The sequence below is a fragment of the Nocardia caishijiensis NBRC 108228 genome (assembly GCF_001612825.1).
Taxonomy (GTDB): Bacteria; Actinomycetota; Actinomycetes; order Mycobacteriales; family Mycobacteriaceae; genus Nocardia; species Nocardia caishijiensis.
This window is the reverse complement of record NZ_BDBE01000030.1, coordinates 408,756-426,766: the sequence shown is the minus strand read 5'-3', so window position 1 is coordinate 426,766 and position 18,011 is coordinate 408,756. Positions and strand designations below refer to the sequence as shown.

At 70.2% G+C, this 18,011-nt stretch carries 2 protein-coding genes; one reads left to right on the top strand and one right to left on the bottom strand.

Going from position 1 to position 18,011, the window contains the following annotated elements:
• Window positions 1–186 precede the first annotated feature (186 nt).
• Entirely contained in the window at window positions 187–1,419 is a 1,233-nt protein-coding gene (locus NC7_RS15170) for a PucR family transcriptional regulator (RefSeq protein ID WP_067983454.1), read from the bottom strand.
• Window positions 1,420–1,654: 235 nt separating this feature from the next.
• Here NC7_RS15170 and NC7_RS15165 point away from each other — a divergent pair, with 235 nt between their 5' ends.
• On the top strand, window positions 1,655–17,974 hold the full coding sequence (locus tag NC7_RS15165; RefSeq protein WP_067983452.1) for a non-ribosomal peptide synthetase: 16,320 nt from the start codon (window positions 1,655–1,657) through the stop codon (window positions 17,972–17,974).
• The last annotated feature ends 37 nt before the right edge of the window (window positions 17,975–18,011 follow it).

The window sequence follows — 18,011 nt, the reverse complement described above, 5'->3', positions numbered from 1 at the left end:
GACCGGCCTATAAAGTCATAATAGGCAAGTTTAGACAAGCGACGCAACGGGTAAAGAGCTTTTTTATTCAACCGGCCGAGGAGCGCGCGGGGGCGGGACCGCGGAATCTGCCCGATCGTGCGTTCGGGGCGGGATCCGTGGCCTCGGTCTCGACCCGGCTGTGCGGCCAGCACAAACCGGCCGGGCTCAGATTGTCCGACTCGACGCGTGCGGGTGCCAGCGGCAGATGCCCAGCGCGAAGCGGAGGTCGAAACTGTTGGTGTCCAACGAGATTCCGTAACGAGTGGTGATCTGTTGGATGCGGTACTGGATCGTGTTGCGGTGGACGTCGAGGGCGCGAGCGGTGCGGGAGTAGCTGGCGCCCTCGGTGAGGAAGACGTCGAGGGTGTGGCGGAGGAGTTCCTTCTTGGCGCCGGTGCCCGCCAGGGGACCGAGGGCGCGGCGGACGAGGGCGGTGAGTTCGTCGGGGTCGGCGGTGAGCAGGGCGAACGGGGCGACGGCGTCGTAGGCCACCACCGGTGGGGCGGTGTGGCCCGCGGAGACAGCGAGGTCTTTGGCGCGCGCCGCGTTGCGAGTGGAGCGCCGGAAGCCCGGCAGACCGTCCCCGGCGGAACCGAGGGCGATGTGCACCGGGAGCCCGGACGCGGCGATCTGGACGGTCAGGTCCTCACTCGGCTGTGCCCCTTCGATCGGGAGCCAGAGTCGCAGCGCGCGGTCCCCCGTCGAGGCGACCAGGCCGCGTCCGGTGGTGCGCAGAGCCGACGCCACGATGTGGCGTGCCTGCTCCAGCGCGCGCGTGGCCTCGACCCCGGTGACGGTCGGCGGGGTCCAGATCTCGACGGCGAGATGACCGCGGTCCAGGCGGTATTCGAGTGCCTCCTCCGCCGCGGGCACATCGACGTCGTCGTCCTCGAGGAGCCGGGCGATCCACTGCTGGCGTGCGGCCTGCCTGCTGCTGAGCCAGCGGTCGCGTTCGGCTTCGTAGATGCGGCCCATCGACGAGTTGAGGCGGTCGAGGTAGGTGCTGGCGAAGCGCAGCAGTTCGGCGATGCGGGCGTTGTGGTCGATGCCCGGGGTGGCCAGTATCAGCCCGATGGCCGCGTCGAGCAGCCGATACTGGCCGAGTCCGTAGGCACGCAGCAGCACGGTCAGTGGCACCCCGCGCCGGGCGAGGCGCTGTGCGTAGGCGGCGGCGCCCGGGGGCGGGCCGACGGTCGCGGGGTCGATGTTGTTGGCCAGGACGTACTGCACGGCGGCGATGTTCTCGGCGATGCTGGCGGCGCGCATCTCGGCCAGATCCACCGCGATGTCGTCGACGGGGATCATCTGCTCGGTGACCCGGATGAGGTCGTCGGTGATGTCGGCGGTCAGCGGTGCCAGGGCGTGCCCGACCCAGACGAGGGTTCCGTATGCCGCCACGTGACTCTCCGTCCGCTGCCCAAATTCCGTCGGTCGTATTGTGCCATCCGCACAAATTCGGGCTTGAGGTAGCTTTTTCGCCCTCCAAACAGACCGGAGATGTGTCGTAGCCGCGAGTCGTGTGGTGTCATGGTCGCCGAACACCCTGGTCCACCCCCGGTAGATCCAGAATCCGCACAGGGTTCGTGGGTCGTTCAGCAGTGGTGGGCCGGACAGGTGAGGATGTTGTACTCGGATGGGTGAAGTTCGTCGGTCGCCGCGTGGTCGAGGCAATCGGAAGCCGGGCGCTCCCCTCTTCGCACAGCTGCTGACGGCCGCGGTGGACACTGCCGGTGACGCGATCGCCGTGTCCTACTCCCCCCTCGACGGTGACCGCCGCGAACTGACCTATGCCGAACTCGACGAGTACTCGACCCGGCTCGCGCGCGAGCTGCTGGCCCGCGGCATCGGCCCGGGTGACGTCGTGGCACTCGGCTCGACCCGCTCGATCGAATCGGTGGCGGCGGTGTGGGCGGTGGCCAAGACGGGCGCCGCCTATGTCCCCGTCGATCCGGCGTTGCCCGCCGAGCGCATCGCCTACCTGCTGAGCGACTCCGGCGCGGCCCTCGGTCTCACCTGCTCGGCGCACCGGTCTGCCCTGGGTGCGTCGATCGCCTGGCTCGAGCTGGATTCCGACGCCGACCGGATCGCCGCGCACCCGGCCCACCCACTCTCCTATCTGGACCGGGTGCGTCCGCTCACCGATCAGCATCCGGCCTATGTCATCTACACCTCGGGTTCCACCGGCAGACCCAAGGGCGTGGTCGTCACGCACACCGGCCTGGCCGGACTGGTCGCGGCCGCGCGCGAGCGCTATTCGGTCGACGCCTCCGCGCGGGTGCTGCACGTGTGTTCCCCCAATTTCGACGTGTCCGTGCTGGAACTGCTGGTGGCGTTCACTGCCGGTGCGACGCTGATCGTTTCGCCGCCACAGGTCTACGCGGGCCGGGAGCTGGCCGAACTGATCGCCCGGGAACGGGTGACGCATCTGCTCATCACCCCGGCGGCGCTGGAGTCGGTGGATCCGCACGGTCTCGACGCGTTGCGGGTCGTGGTGGTCGCCGGTGACGCGTTCGGGCCGACTCTCGTGCGCCGCTGGGCGCCGGGGCGCGCGTTCTTCAACGGATACGGCCCCACCGAGGCAACGGTCCTGGCCACCGGCAGCACGGCGCTGAACCCGGGTGAGCCCGTGACGATCGGGTCCGCGTTCCCCGGAATCGGGGCCGTTGTGCTCGACGCGCGATTACGTCCCGTACCGGTCGGTGTGGCAGGTGAGCTGTATCTGTCGGGCCCGGCGCTGGCCCAGAGCTACCAGGGCAGGCCGGGGCTCACGGCGGAGCGGTTCGTCGCGGCGCCCTTCGCGGGGGCGGGGGCACGGATGTATCGCACCGGTGACCTGGTGCGGCGCACCGACACCGGCGACTTCGAGTACCTGGGTCGGTCCGACTTCCAGGTGAAGATCCGTGGCTTCCGGGTGGAGCTGGGTGAGATCGACGCGGCGCTCACCGCGCATCCGGATCTCGACTACGCCGTCACCGTCGGCGCGAAGGCCGGTTCGGGGGCGACCGCGCTCGTGTCGTATGTGCTGCCCCGGCCGGGCCTTTCGGTCGACACCGAGGAAGTGATCCGTTTCGTCGGCACCTCGCTGCCGGGGCACATGGTGCCGACACTGGTGCTGGTACTCGACGAGATCCCGCTGACCCCGAACGGCAAACTGGACCGCAACGCCCTCCCCACCCCCGTTTTCGCCGCCGTCACGTCGCGGGCTCCCGAAGGCTCGGTGGAAACGGCGATCGCCGAACTGTTCGCCCAGGTGCTCGGTGTCGAGCGGGTCGGCGCCGAGGATTCGTTCTTCGCGGCCGGTGGCGACAGCATTCTGTCGATTCAGCTGGTGACCCGTGCCCGCAACGCGGGCATCTCGTTCACCCCACAGCAGGTGTTCGAGCATCGCACCGTGGCCGGATTGGCCCGTGTGGCCGCGCTCGGCGCCGACACCGTGCCCACGCTCGCCGAGTTGCCCGGTGGTGGGGTGGGTGAGGTCGCGCTGACACCGGTGCTCGCCGCGACCCTCACCGGCGGTCGGGTGTTCGGCAGGTTCACCCAGCAGATGGTGCTCGCCTTACCCGAGGGCATCGATCGGGCCGACCTGGTTCGCGTCCTGACCGCGGTCGTCGATCATCACGACATGTTGCGCGCCGGGGTGCGCGCGGTCGAGGAACAGTGCTCGCTCGATGTGCTGCCGCCGGGCGGGGTCGAGGTGGACGGCCTGCTGCGACGTTTCGACGGCTCCGGTGACATCGCCGCGTTGGCGATGGATGCCGTCCTCGAGACGCTGGATCCGCCGAGCCACCGCATGATCGGGTTCGGGTGGTTGACCCGCGACGACGGCCCCGACGGCCTGATCGTGGCCGCCAACCACCTCGTGATCGACGGGGTCTCGTGGCGCATCCTGCTCTCGGACCTGGTGACCGCGTGGGCCCAGCACGCGGCGGGCCAGCCGATCACGTTGCCGCCGGTCGGCACATCGTTTCGCCGGTGGGCACACGGGTTGGTGGAGTCCGCTCCGAGCCGTCGCGCCGAGCTGGATCACTGGCGGCGGATCCTGGCGGTGCCCGACCCGTTGCTGGGGCGGCGCGCCCTGGACCCGGTCGCCGATACCGCGTCGACCGTGCGCACGTTCAGCGTCGAGATCCCCGCCGATGTCACGCGCGCGGTGCTCACCGACCTGCCCGCCCGATACCGGGCGGGCGCGGAGGACGGTCTGCTCGCCGCCCTCGCCCTGGCGGTGCGGAGCTGGCGTGCGCGGCGCGGCATCGACGCGTCCGCGACCCGGGTGCGTCTGGAAGGCCACGGGCGGGAGGAGTCCGCCGTCGACGGCGCTGATCTGACGAGGACGGTCGGCTGGTTCACCAGCATGTACCCGGTGGTCCTCGATGTGGGTGGGGTCGATGCCGACGGCGCGTGGCAACCGGGTGCGCAGACCGCCGCGGTGGTCAAGGCGATCAAGGAACAGTTGCGTGCGGTGCCGGACCGGGGCATCGGATTCGGCATGCTCCGCCACCTCGACCCGGAGTCGGAACTGACGGGTCCGCTGGGGCAGATCGGGTTCAACTATCTCGGGCGAATCTCCACCGGTGACGTGACCGACCACAGCTGGTTGCCGACATCGGACTGGGGCGAACCACACGCCGAGCAGGACCCGGAGTTGCCCGCCGCCGCGGTTGTCGACATCAACGCGGTCGCGGTCGCCACGGAAGACGGTGCGCTGCTGCGTGCTTCGTTCTCCTACGCCTCGCTGATCCTGGACGAGTCGGCCGTGCGGGAGCTGGCCGACTGCTGGACCTCGGCGTTGATCGTGCTCGCCGAACATCTGGATCATCCGGCGGCCGGTGGTCTCTCGCCCAGCGACGTGCCGCTGGTGAGCGTCTCGCAGGCCGAGCTCGACGACTGGCATCGCTCCTACCCCGGCCTCGGCGAGGTGGTGTCGTTGGCGCCGCTGCAACTCGGGTTGCTGTTCCTGGCACAGGTGTCGCCGACCGACCCGTACCTGGTGCAGTTGGCTGTCGAGATGACCGGCGCGGTCGACCTCGAGCGGCTCCGACGCGCGGCGGAGTCGGTACTCGGCCGCCACGACATCCTGCGCACCGCCTTCGCCACGACCGGCACCGGAATCCCGGTCGGCCTCGTGGTGGCGGACGTGGCGGTGCCCTGGCGCGTCGTCGACACCGATCTCACCGACCCGCACGCGTTGCTGGCCGCCGAATCCCGCATCCGGTTCGATCTGGCCACCGCTCCTTTGCTCCGATTCACCGTCTATCGCAGGCCCGAAAGCCTGCACCTGGTGGTGACCGCGCATCACCTGTTGGTCGACGGCTGGTCCATGCCGCTGCTCATGCGTGAACTGCTCGTCTGCTACGCCGCCGACGGCGTGTCGACGTTGCTGCCGCACGTGCGCCCCTACCGTGACTACCTCGCCTGGCTCGCCGATCAGGACCGTGGCGCCGCCCGCGAGGCGTGGCGTGTGGCCCTGGCCGGGCACGAGCCGAGTCTGCTCGCCGCCACCGTCGCGCCCTCCGGTGCCGCCAGCGGTCACGGGATGGCGGTCGTGGAGTTGTCGCCGGAGCAGGCGCGCGAGCTCGCGGGTTTCGCGGCTGCCACCGAGGTCACGCTCAACACCGTGTTCCAGGTCGCGTGGGGTGTGGTGCTGGCCGGTGCGCTGGGGCGGGACGATGTGCTGTTCGGTGCGGTGGTGTCCGGGCGGCCGCCGCAGCTCGACGGTGTGGACGGCATGGTCGGGTTGTTCGCCAACACCGTTCCCGTGCGGGTGCGCGTCAGCGACGCCGCGTCGTTGCGGGAGTTGTTGTCGCGGGTCCAATCCGAGCAGATCGCGCTGCTGGACGGTCACCACCTGGGGCTGACCGAGATCCAGCGGGTCGCGGGCGCGGGTGAGCTGTTCGACACGCTCATGGCCTACGAGTCGTATCCGGTTGATTCGGCCGGGATACAGCAGGCACAGGGTTCGCTCGACGGTCTCGAGATCCTCGACGTCCGGGCCGCCAACGCCACCCACTACCCCATCGCAGTGGGGGTCGAGGTCGGTGTGGGAATCCGGGTCGGATTGCAGTACCAGCTCGAGGCGATCGGCGCGCCGATCGCCGAGGCTTTGGCCGGTCGCTTGCGCACGGTCCTCGACGTCATCGTGTCCGCCCCCGAGCGAGGCACCGCTGATCTGCTCGAAACCCTTGCACGCGAACGTGATGCGCTCTCGGACTCGGTGTACTGGCGTGCGGTCCTCGCGGACCTTCCGCTGGAGTCGGCCCTACCGATGGATCGCCCTCGAAGGGCTCCGGCCAGCGCCGTCTTGCTGGGTTCCGGTTCCACCCACGAGGTGCGCGCGAAGCCCGGCCCGGCTGGCTCGGTCGTCGAGGGCGAGCGTCCCGGGCGGGTGGATTTCATCGTCCCGGCCGAGGTGTTCCGACGGGTGCGCGAGACCGCCCACACCTACGACACCACGGCGTTCAGCGTTGTCCATGCGGTCTTCGCGACGCTGCTGTCGCGTCTGTCGGGCACCGACGACATCGTCATCGCGGTCCCGGATTCTCCTGCCGCGCACCGTGTGCTGCGCCTGCGTGTGCTCGGCGCCCTGAGCTTCGAACGGCTTCTCACCGAGGCATCGGTGGCCATCGACCACGCTGTGGCCCGTCCCGGAATCACACCTGAGGAGATGGTGGCGCTGCACGCCGTCTCCGCGCCGCCACAGCAGTGCCCTTCGCGCGACCTCGCTGGCGAGCACTCCGCATCCGTTCAGGACAGGTCGCGGGCAGCGGCTCATCCCCTGGTTCGTGTCGCCCTGGCCTCGACGACCCTCGGTGACACCGCGTCGTTCGATCTCGCTTTGTCGGTCGACACCGCCAGACTCGACGGCGACCACGAGCCGACCGATATCAGCGCCCACTTCGCTTACGACACAGCACTCTTCGACGCGCAGACGATCGAGACCTTCGCCCGGCGCTGGGTACGCGTCCTGTCCGCCGCCACCGAGGATCCGACAACCCCGGTCGGCGACCTGACGATCCTCAGCACAGCCGAGCAGGCAGCACTGTTCACCCGCCCCACCGAAACAACGACCTCACTGTTCCCCGACCTGGTGGCCCGGGGCGCGGTGCTCGGTGCGGACCGGGTCGCCGTCCGCCACGATGGTCACTCGACCACCTACGGCGAGCTGACCGAGCACACCGCGCGCCTGGCCCGCGAGCTCATCGCACACGGTGTCGGCCCGGAAGTCGCCGTCGCCGTGGCTGTGCCGCGCTCGTTCGAGATGGTCGCCGCCGCCGTCGCGATCACCACGGCCGGTGGTGTGTTCGTGCCGATGGATCCGGCCAACCCCGCCCAGCGCCTGGACCACCTGGTCACCGATTCCGGTGCGGCGCTCGGCATCACCCTCGCCGCGCACCTCGATCAGCTCCCGACCGGCATCACCTGGCTGGTCCTGGACGACCCCGACGTCGTCGAGTCCTGTGCCGCCCGATCGGGTGCCCCGGTCACCGACCACGACCGCCGTAGCCCGTTGCGCGTCGACCACCCGGCCTACATCATCTATACCTCCGGTTCCACCGGTCTGCCCAAGGGCGTCACAGTGACGCATGCCGGGCTGGGTCCGCTGGTGGCCGAGGCTGTCGAACGCTACGGTCTCGAGTCGAATCATCGGTTCCTGCACGTCTGTTCGCCCTGGTTCGACCCCTCCGTGCTCGAATGGCTGTGCGCCTTCTCGACCGGTGCCACGCTGGTCGTCGTCAGCTCCGACATCCTGGGCGGGGTCGAGCTGGCCGAGCTGCTCGCCACCGAAGCGGTGACGCACGCGATCATCACCCCCGCTGTGCTCGGCACCCTCGACCCCACGGGCCTGGACACCCTCGTCTGCCTGTCGGTCGGTGGGGACGTGACCACACCGGAACTGCTGGCGAAATGGCAGGGCCCGCACCGTCGCTACCTCAACGGTTACGGTCCCACCGAGACGACGATCATCTCCACCTACGCCGAATTGGTCGCCGGACAACCGATCACGATCGGTGCCCCTGTTCGGGGCACCCGTGCGGTGATCCTCGACGCCCGGCTGAACCCGGTCGCACCGGGTGTCACCGGTGAGCTGTATTTGTCGGGCCCGGCGCTGGCACGCGGCTACCGCGACCAGCCCGTCACCACCTCGGCGCGTTTCGTCGCCGACCCCTGGGGCGCCCCGGGCACCCGCCTGTACCGGACCGGCGACAGGGTTCGCCTCCGCGCGAACGGCGACCTCGATTACGTCGGCCGCGCCGATGCCCAGCTGAAAGTACGTGGTTTCCGTATCGAACCCGGCGAGATCGATGCGGTGCTGACCGGCCACGCCGACGTCGAGTGCGCCGTCACCGTCGGCAGACGCACAGCCACCGGATCGATCTCACTGATCTCCTATGTGCTCGCGGCATCGGGCAGCACACCCGTGCCGACGAACCTGATCGACTACGCCGCGCACCATCTGCCCGCGCACGCGGTGCCGTCGGCGGTCGTGGTCCTCGATGCCTGGCCGTTGACCTCCAACGGCAAACTCGACCGCGACGCCCTGCCCGATCCGGTCGCGGTCACCGAGACGGCTCAGACCCCGGTGGGGGCGATGCAGACGCGCCTGGCCGAGCTGTTCGCCCGCGTGCTGGGTGTGCCGTCGGTGGGGGTGGACGACTCGTTCTTCGCCATCGGCGGCGACAGCATCCTGTCGATCCAACTGGTGTCACTGGCCCGTGCCTCGGGAATCACCTTCTCCACCAGGGATGTTTTCGAGCACCGCACCGTGGCCGCGCTGGCCCGGGTCGCGACCACCGACGGTCCGGCGACGATCACCCTGGCCGAACTCCCCGGTGGCGGTGTCGGTGAGGTCCCGCCGACCCCTGTGCTCGCCGACTTCCTGACCACCGGGTCGAGCGACCGTTTCGCCCAGACGATGGTGCTGGCGCTGCCCGACGGCATCGACCGTGCGGGCCTGCTCGCCACCCTCGGTGCCGTCGTCGCGCACCACGACATGTTGCGTGCGCGACTGCGCGACCTCGACGGCCGCTGGCGACTCGAGGTGCTCGAACCGCACGCGGTGCCGGTCGAGGAACTGATCGGCGAGATCGACGCGGGCCAGGACCGCACCGGTGTCGGCGCCCTGGCGATGGAAGCCGCACTGGCGACGTTGAACCCGGCCGCGGCCCGCATGATCGCGTTCACCTGGGTGCGCGGCGCCGGTGGCGGTGACGTGCTCGTGGTCGCCGCCCACCACTACGTCATCGACGGGGTGTCGTGGCGCATCCTGCTCCCCGACCTGATCCTGGCGTGGGCGCAACACAGCGCCGGGCAGCCGATCACGCTGCCGCCGGTCGGCACGTCGTTCCGGCGGTGGGCGCACGCCCTGACCACCGTGGACCGCACCGCCGAACTCCCCCACTGGCAGCAGGCGCTCGCGACCACCGACCCGCTGCTCGGTGCGCGCGCCCTCGACCCGACGGTCGACACCGAGGCAACCACCCGCTCGATCACCGTGCGGATCCCGTCCGAGGTGACCGACCCCCTGCTCACCACGTTGCCCGCCCTGTACCGGGCCGGTGCCGACCACGGGCTGCTCGTGGCGCTGGCGCTGGCGGTGCGGGTGTGGCGGGCCCGTCGCGGTGTCGACGCTCCCGCGCTGCGGCTGCGGCTCGAGGGTCACGGCAGACAGGAAGAGGTCGTGCCCGGCGCCGATCTCACCCGCACGATCGGCTGGTTCACCACCGTGTACCCGGTCGTGCTCGACCTGTCGGCCTTGCGGCCGACCAGCTTCGACGACGAAGCACTCGCCGCAACGATGCGCGCGGTCAAGGAACAACTGCTGGCGGTGCCCGACAACGGCATCGGTTTCGGGCTGCTACGTCGCGCCGGGGATCTCCCGACCGAACCGGTCGCCCAGATCGGATTCAACTACCTCGGTCGCGCGGTGACCACCGGACCCGCCGACGGCGACTGGCTGCCCACCGACGACCTCGGCGACATCGCCGTCGAACACGACCCTGCCCTGCCCGCGAACGCCGTCCTCGACATCAACACCCTCGCCGTCGCCACCGACACCGGGCCGTGCCTGCAAGCCGACTTCCGCTATGCCACCGGCATTCTCGCCGAATCCGAGGTTCGGGAGCTGGCCGACATCTGGTCGGAGTGGCTGTCGGCCCTCGCCGATCACACCCGGCACCCGCGCGCGGGTGGGCTGACTCCGTCCGATGCGCCGCTGGTCCGGGTGTCCCAGACCGAACTCGACACCTGGCGGCGCGACCGTCCCGGGCTGTCGGAGGTGCTGCCGCTCTCCCCGTTGCAGCATTCGCTGTTCGCGCTGGGCGACATGCTCGAGGAATCGGTGCACGCCTATGTCATCCAGCTCATGGTCGATCTCACCGGCGACCTCGACGTCGACCGGCTGCGGCACGCGGCGGGCGCCGTCCTCACCCGGCACGCGAACCTGCGTTCGGCGTTCGTCACCACCGCCGACGGCACCCCCGTCCAGGTGATCGCCGACAGCATCGAGGCACCGGTGCGCGTGCTCGACACCACCGAATCCGAACTGGCCGCTCTGCTCGCCGCCGACCAGGCGGCCGGATTCGATCCAGCGGTGGCCCCGCTGCTGCGGTTCACGGTGTACCGCACCGGTTCCGGGCGCAACCGTCTGGTGCTCACCGGTCACCACATCCTGCTCGACGGCTGGTCCATGCCGTTGCTGATGAAGGAACTGCTCGTCCTGTACACCACCGGTGGCGACGCGAGCGTCCTGCCCGAGGTGCGTCCCTACCGCGACTATCTCGACTGGCTCACCCGCCAGGACCGGGCCGCCGCCGAGCAGGCGTGGTCGCGGCTGCTGCACGGGGTCGAGCCGACCATGCTCGCGCCCGAACTCACCTGGCCACGCCCCACCGCAACCGGCTACGGGCTGTGCGAGTTCGACCTCGATGTCACCGCCACCGCCGCGCTCACCACCTTCGCCGCGGCGGCGGAGGTCACCGCCAACACGGTGTTCCAGACCGCGTGGGCGCTGGTCCTCGCGGCGAGTACCGGCCGCGCCGACATCGTGTTCGGTGCCACCGTGTCCGGTCGTCCGCCCCAGCTCGACGGTGTCGGCGACATGATCGGCCTGTTCGTCGATGCCGTCCCGGTGCGGGTACGCGTGGACGGCACCGTCGAGCAGGTGATCCGCGCGGTGCAGACCGAACAGGCCGCGCTGCTCGACCACCATCACCTCGGCCTCGGCGCGATCCAACGCCTCGCCGATCGGGGCGAGTTGTTCGACACCATGCTGGCATTCGAGTCCTACCCCGTCGATGTCGAGGGTTTGCGGCAGGCAGGTGGCGCGCTCGACGGTCTGCGCGTCGACGACCTGCACGGCGCCGACCACACCCACTACCCGATCACCGTCCTGGTCTTCCTCGGCGCCTGCACCCAGGTGCAGGTCAAATACCGGCGTGACCTGGTGTCGGACGCGGTAGCGGGGGCGGTCACCGACCGGCTGCGTACCGCCCTGTCCGAACTGACAACCACGCGAACACGGGCGACACAGGCCGATCCGGCCCGATCAGCGCGGGCGACCGACATCGTGACGATGATCGGCGCGGACCCGATCGACCCGATCACCCGCTCCCGATTCTGGCGCACCACCCTGGCCGACCTCCCCGCCCGGCTCGCCCTGCCCACCGAAACGATGGTCGGCGATCTCCACCCGGCGAGGACCCTCGCGGTCCCGGCGGCCACGCACCGCGAGCTGCGCCGCCTGACCGCCAGCACGCGGGTCGGCTGGTCCAGCACGATCGGCGCCGCGGTGTCGATCCTGATCGCACGGCTCACGACGTCCACCGACATCACGCTCGGCACATCAGAGCTGTTGTCGCGCACCAGGATCGATCCCGACGAAACGTTTCTCGCGCTACTCGACCGGGTGGATCGGGCAGCGGCCGAAGCCGATACCCATGCCGGAATCCCGGTCCACGACCTCGCCCAGCTGCTCGGCACCGAACCCGGATCGCTGGGACAATTCCGTCTCGAACTGCGCGATGCCGCGCGACCGGACCATGATTCGACCGTGCCGTCCGCCGACCTCACGGTCGTCGTCACCGAATCGGGCACGGGAATGTCGGTCGGCATCGACGGCACTGGCCTCGACTCGGCCGCGTCGACACTGTTCGCTCACCGCTTGATCGAACTGCTCACCGACATCACCCGCCGCCCGACCACCCCTGTCGGTGACCTGTCGGTGACGGTTCCGGGGGAAATCCAGCTCCTCGACCGAATCGGGACCGGGCCGCGCCACCGCTCCGCCCGCACACTCGCCCAGCTCCTGGTCCGCGGCACCGGCTTCGGTCAACGTCGAATCGCCGTACGTGACAACGGAACCGACTACACCTACGGCACCCTCGACGCCGAATCCTCCAGGTTGGCCCGCGTCCTGATCGACGAGGGCGTCGGCCCCGAAACCGTCGTCGCCTGCGCGATTCCCCGCTCCTACGACGCGGTCCTCGCACTGTGGGCGGTCGCCAAAGCCGGTGGGGTGTACCTGCCCGTCGACCCGAACTACCCCGACGACCGGATCCGGCACATGCTCGCCGACTCCGGCGCCCGGGTGGGTCTCACCGTCACCGCGCACGCCGGTGTGCTCGCCGCGTCGGTGCGGTCGTTGGTCGTCGACGACCCGGCCGTGCGTGCCCGGGTGGCGGCCCGCGCGTCGACCCCGGTGCGCGACCGCCACCGTCGCAGGCCCCTGCGCCGCGACAACACCGCCTACCTGATCTACACCTCCGGTTCCACCGGCACCCCGAAGGCGGTGTGTGTCACCCACACCGGGCTGGCCGCCCTGGTCGCGCACTCCGCGAACCTGATGCGCCTGCGTCACGACGACCGCATGCTGCACGTGTGCTCACCCAGTTTCGACCAGTCGATCGAGGAGCTCACCACCGCCTTCCACCGAGGCGCCACCCTGGTCATCGCCCCACCGCAGGTCCTCGGCGGTGCCGAACTCGACGAACTGCTACGCACCGAACGCGTCACCCACACGATCATCACCCCGGCCCTGCTCAGCACCCTCGACCCCACCGGACTCCCCGACCTGCGCTGTGTGTCCGCCGGTGGCGAGGCCGTGGCACCGGAACTGGTGACCGCCTGGGCACCCGGGCGCACGTTCCTCAACGGATACGGGCCGACCGAGGCCACCATCGGCGCCACCTACACCGTCCTGCGCGCCGGTGAACGCATCACCATCGGCACCCCGGTCCCCGGCATGCGGGCCGTCGTCCTCGACACCCGGCTGCGACCGGTACCCGTCGGTGTCACCGGTGAGCTGTATCTGACCGGGCCCGCACTGGCGCGTGGTTACGGCGGTCGCGCGGCGACCACCGCCGAACGGTTCGTGGCCTGCCCGTGGAGCGACACCGGCGCACGGATGTACCGCACCGGCGACCTCGTGCGCTGGGTCCACAAGGACAGCTACGAGTTGGAATACCTGGGCCGCGGCGATTTCCAGATCAAGATCCGTGGGTTCCGCATCGAACCCGGCGAGGTCGACGCCGTGCTGCTACGGCACCCGCAGGTGAGTTCCGCCCTCACGCTCGGCGCCGAGAACCCGGCCGGGCAGACGGTGCTGGTGTCGTACGTGACCGGTCGCGCCCCCGATCCCGGCGCCCTCACCCGGTGGGCGGCGACACTGTTGCCCGCGCACATGGTGCCCGCGGCGGTGGTCGTGCTCGACCGTGTGCCGGTGTCGGCCACCGGCAAGATCGACCGGACAGCACTTCCCGCCCCCGAATTCGTCGGCCGCCCCTACCGGGAACCCGCCGCCGGGACGGAACGTACGGTCGCCGGTGTCTTCGCCGACGTCCTCGGCGTCGAACGCGTCGGTGCCGACGACAACTTCTTCGACCTCGGCGGCAATTCACTGCTCGCCACCCGGCTGGCCGCACGACTGAGTGCCGCCGTGGGCACGCGGGTGCCGGTGCGAGCGCTGTTCGCCGCACCGACCGTCGCCGGGTGTGCCGCCGCGATCACCGCCTCGGCGCAGCGGCGGGCCCGGCCCGCGCTGGTCGCCGGGCCGCGTCCACCTCGGGTTCCGCTCTCGCCCGCTCAGCAGCGCATGTGGTTCCTGAACCGGTTCGACACCGGAACTGCCGCCTACACCATTCCCGTCGTGCTGCGGTTGACCGGTGTCCTCGATACGGCAGCGCTGATCGACGCGTTCGCCGATCTCGTCGCCCGCCACGAGATCCTGCGCACCGTGTACCCGGTGCTCGGCCAGGCCCCCGCGCAGGTCGTGCTGCCCATCGACCACCCCGACGTGCCGCGCCTGGTGCTCGCACCTGCCACACACGACCCGGATGCCGCTGTCGCGGAGCTGATTTCGGCACCCTTCGAGGTGACCACCGAGGTGCCGTTGCGCGCGGCCCTGTTCGCCACCGGCGAGGAGCACATCCTCGCCGTCGCGGTGCACCACATCGCCGGTGACGGCTTCTCCGGTGGCCCGCTCACCCGAGATCTGGTCTCGGCCTACACCGCCCGCGTCGCCGGTCACGCCCCCGACTGGGCGCCGCTGTCCGTGCAGTACGCCGACTACGCCATCTGGCAGCAGAACCTGCTCGGCGACGAAACCGATCCCGCCTCCACCGCCGCGACCCAGCTCGCCTACTGGCAGCGCGAGCTGGCGGACCTGCCCGACCAGCTCGAGCTGCCCCGTGACCGCCCCCGTCCCGCGGTCCAGACCTATGCCGGTGGCCGGGTGCCGTTCACCCTCGACGCCGCCACCCACACCGCGCTGACCGAACTGGCGCGCACCCACGGCGCGACCCTGTTCATGGCCGTGCACACCGCGCTGGCCGTGGTGTTGTCACGACTGTCGGGCAGCACCGACATCGCCATCGGCACACCCGTCGCCGGACGTGGCGACGCGGTCCTCGACGACCTGATCGGCATGTTCGTCAATACGCTGGTCTTCCGCACCCGGGTCGAGCACCGCGCGAGCTTCACCGACCAGCTCACCCACCAGCGCGACATCGACCTGCAGGCCTTCGCCCACGCCGACATCCCGTTCGAACGCCTCGTCGAGGTGCTCAACCCCGCCCGCTCCACGGCCCGGCACCCGCTGTTCCAGGTCGGGTTGTCGTTCCAGAACCTCGGACAGGTCCACCTGGATCTGCCCGGGATCGCTGTCACCTCGGTGGAGCTGGATCGTGCGCTGTCCCAGTTCGATCTGCACCTGATCGTCGCCGACCGCTACCGAGACGACGGCGCCCCGGCCGGTATCAGCGGATACTGCACCTACGCCACCGACCTGTTCGACGCGGCCACCGTCGCCGGGTTCCTCGACCGTCTCACCCGGCTGCTGTCGGCGGTGCTCACCGACCCGACCGCGCCCCTGCACACCATCGACCTGCTCGATTCCGCCGAACGTGCCCGGATCATCGACGCCGGGAACCGCCCTGTGCGCCACGGTGATCCGGCCGCCACCCTCGCCTCGCTGCGGGATGCCACGGTCCGGTCCACGCCCGGCGCGATCGCGCTGGTCGCCGACGGCGCCCGCTGGACCTTCGCCGACCTCGACGCGCGGGTCAACCGGCTTGCCCGGTACCTCGTCGCCGCCGGGGTCGGGCCGCACACGCGGGTCGCGCTGGCGATGCGACGGTCGGTGGATCTGGTCGTCGCGATGTACGCGGTCACGGCCGCCGGTGGCGCGTACGTGCCGGTCGATCCCGACCAACCGCACGCACGCACCCGCTACATCCTCGACACCGCGACCCCACTGCTGACCCTCACCGATACCGGAACACCGGTGGCGGCGGCCGGGTCCGACGATGTCGTCGTGGTGGCGGCGCTCGACTTGGCGGGTTACTCGCCGGAACCGCTCATCGATGCCGAACGGGTGGCGCCCCTGCGGGCGGCGCACACCGCCTACGTGATCTTCACGTCGGGATCGACCGGGCGACCCAAGGGGGTCGCGGTGTCGCACGCCGCGATCGTCAACCAGTTGCGGTGGAAGACCGCCGAATTCGGTCTCGGTGCCGACGATGCCGTGCTGCTGAAGACCGCCGCGACCTTCGACCTGTCGGTGTGGGAGTTCTGGTCGACCGCCGTCAGCGGTGGGCGCATCGTGCTCGCCTCGCCGGACGGGCACCGCGACCCCGCCTACCTGGCGGGGCTCATGCGCACCGAGAACGTCACCACCTTGCACGCGGTCCCCTCGATGCTCGACGCCCTGCTCACCGAGGACATGCCCGCCTCGCTGCGCCGTGTCCTGGCCATCGGTGAGGCGTTGCCGGTCGCTCTCGCCCGCCGCATCGCCGCCGCCGCCCCGCAGGTCGCGCTGTTCAATGTGTACGGACCGACCGAAGCCGCCGTGTCGATCACCAGCCACCGGGTGACAGCAGACGACACGGCCACCGTGCCGATCGGGCGACCCGTCCACAACAGCCGGGTCTATGTCCTCGACGCTCATCTGAACCCGGTCCCCGTCGGTGTCGCGGGTGAGTTGTACCTGGCCGGAACACAATTGGCCACCGGCTACTTCGCGCGACCCGACCTGACCGCCGACCGGTTCGTCGCCGACCCCTTCACGCCCGGTGAACGCATGTACCGCACCGGCGACCTCGCTTCCTGGACCGCCGACGGTGAACTCGAATATCGGGGTCGCACCGACTTCCAGACCAAGATCCGTGGTTTCCGCATCGAGCTCACCGAGATCGACACCGTGCTCACCGAGCACCCCGATGTGTCCTCCGCCGTCACCCTCGGCCACGTCACTCGAACCGGGGAAACGGTGCTGGTGTCCTATGTCGTTCCGGCGCAGGGCAAGAGCATCGTCGTCGAACGGCTCGGCGAATGGGCGGCCAACCAGTTTCCGGCCCACATGGTGCCCGCGGCGATCTTGGTCCTCGACCGGATTCCGCTCACCGCACACGGCAAACTCGACCGCGACGCCCTCCCCGCACCCACCTTCACCGCGCGCGCCCACCGTGCGCCGGTCGGTGCGGTGGAGCAGGCGGTGTGCGCGGTCTACGCCGACGTGCTCCGCCTCGACCGAGTCGGCATGGACGAACACTTCTTCGAACTCGGTGGCACCTCGCTGCTCGCCACCCGCCTGGCCACCCAACTGAGTGAGGCGCTGGCCGCGGCCGTCCCGGTCACCTGGATATTCACCGCTCCCACGCCCGCCGGGATCCTCACCGCCTTGCGCGCGGCAGGCACCGACTCCACCGGATCCGACACCGCCTTCGACATCCTGCTCCCGCTGCGCACCGGCGGCCAGGGCGAACCCCTGTTCTGTGTGCACCCGGTCAGCGGCCTGGCCTGGTCGTTCAGTGGTCTCACCGCGCACCTGGATCGGCCCGTCTACGGTCTGCAGTCACCGGCCCTGAGTTCGGCCGACCCACTGCCGGATTCGATCGAACAGTGGGCGCTGCTCTACCTCAAGCATCTGCGCGCAGTCCAACCCGAAGGGCCCTACCACCTGCTCGGTTGGTCGCTGGGTGGTGTGATCGCGCACGCCATGGCCGTGCAACTGCAGGAAGACGGCGAACAGGTCGCCTTGCTCGGCATGCTCGACAGCCGTCTCACCAGTGCCTCGCCCGCCACGGCCACCGACGTCACCGCCGCCGACCTGCTCGGCGGGTTCGCCGGTGCGGGCGACGAGCTGGACGCGCGAGCCCTGGCTCACCGGCTGTGCGCGATATCGGCACCCGATCTGCCCGTCGACGAAGCGCGCGTCGACCGGATCATCGACGGCGCGGCAACCTCGATCACCCTCGACGCCGCCTACCGGCCCCGAACATTCGACGGCACCCTCACCTACTTCACCGCCACCGACGACCCGACCGGCTCCACCGGCGCGGCGTCGTGGACGGACGCGGTCACCGCGATCGACAACCACCCGATCCCCGCCACGCACTGGCACATGACCGACCCGGACGCCCTCACCGAGATCGCCCGGATCCTGCGCTCCGGCGGCCAGTAGCGCATCGAACGAATCGGCACGGTCGTTGCCCCACGCC

Coding starts and splice junctions, on each gene's coding strand:
- NC7_RS15165 (WP_067983452.1), top strand. CDS start 1,655: ATGGGTGAAGTTCGTCGGTCGCCGCGTGGTCGAGGCAATCGGAAGCCG.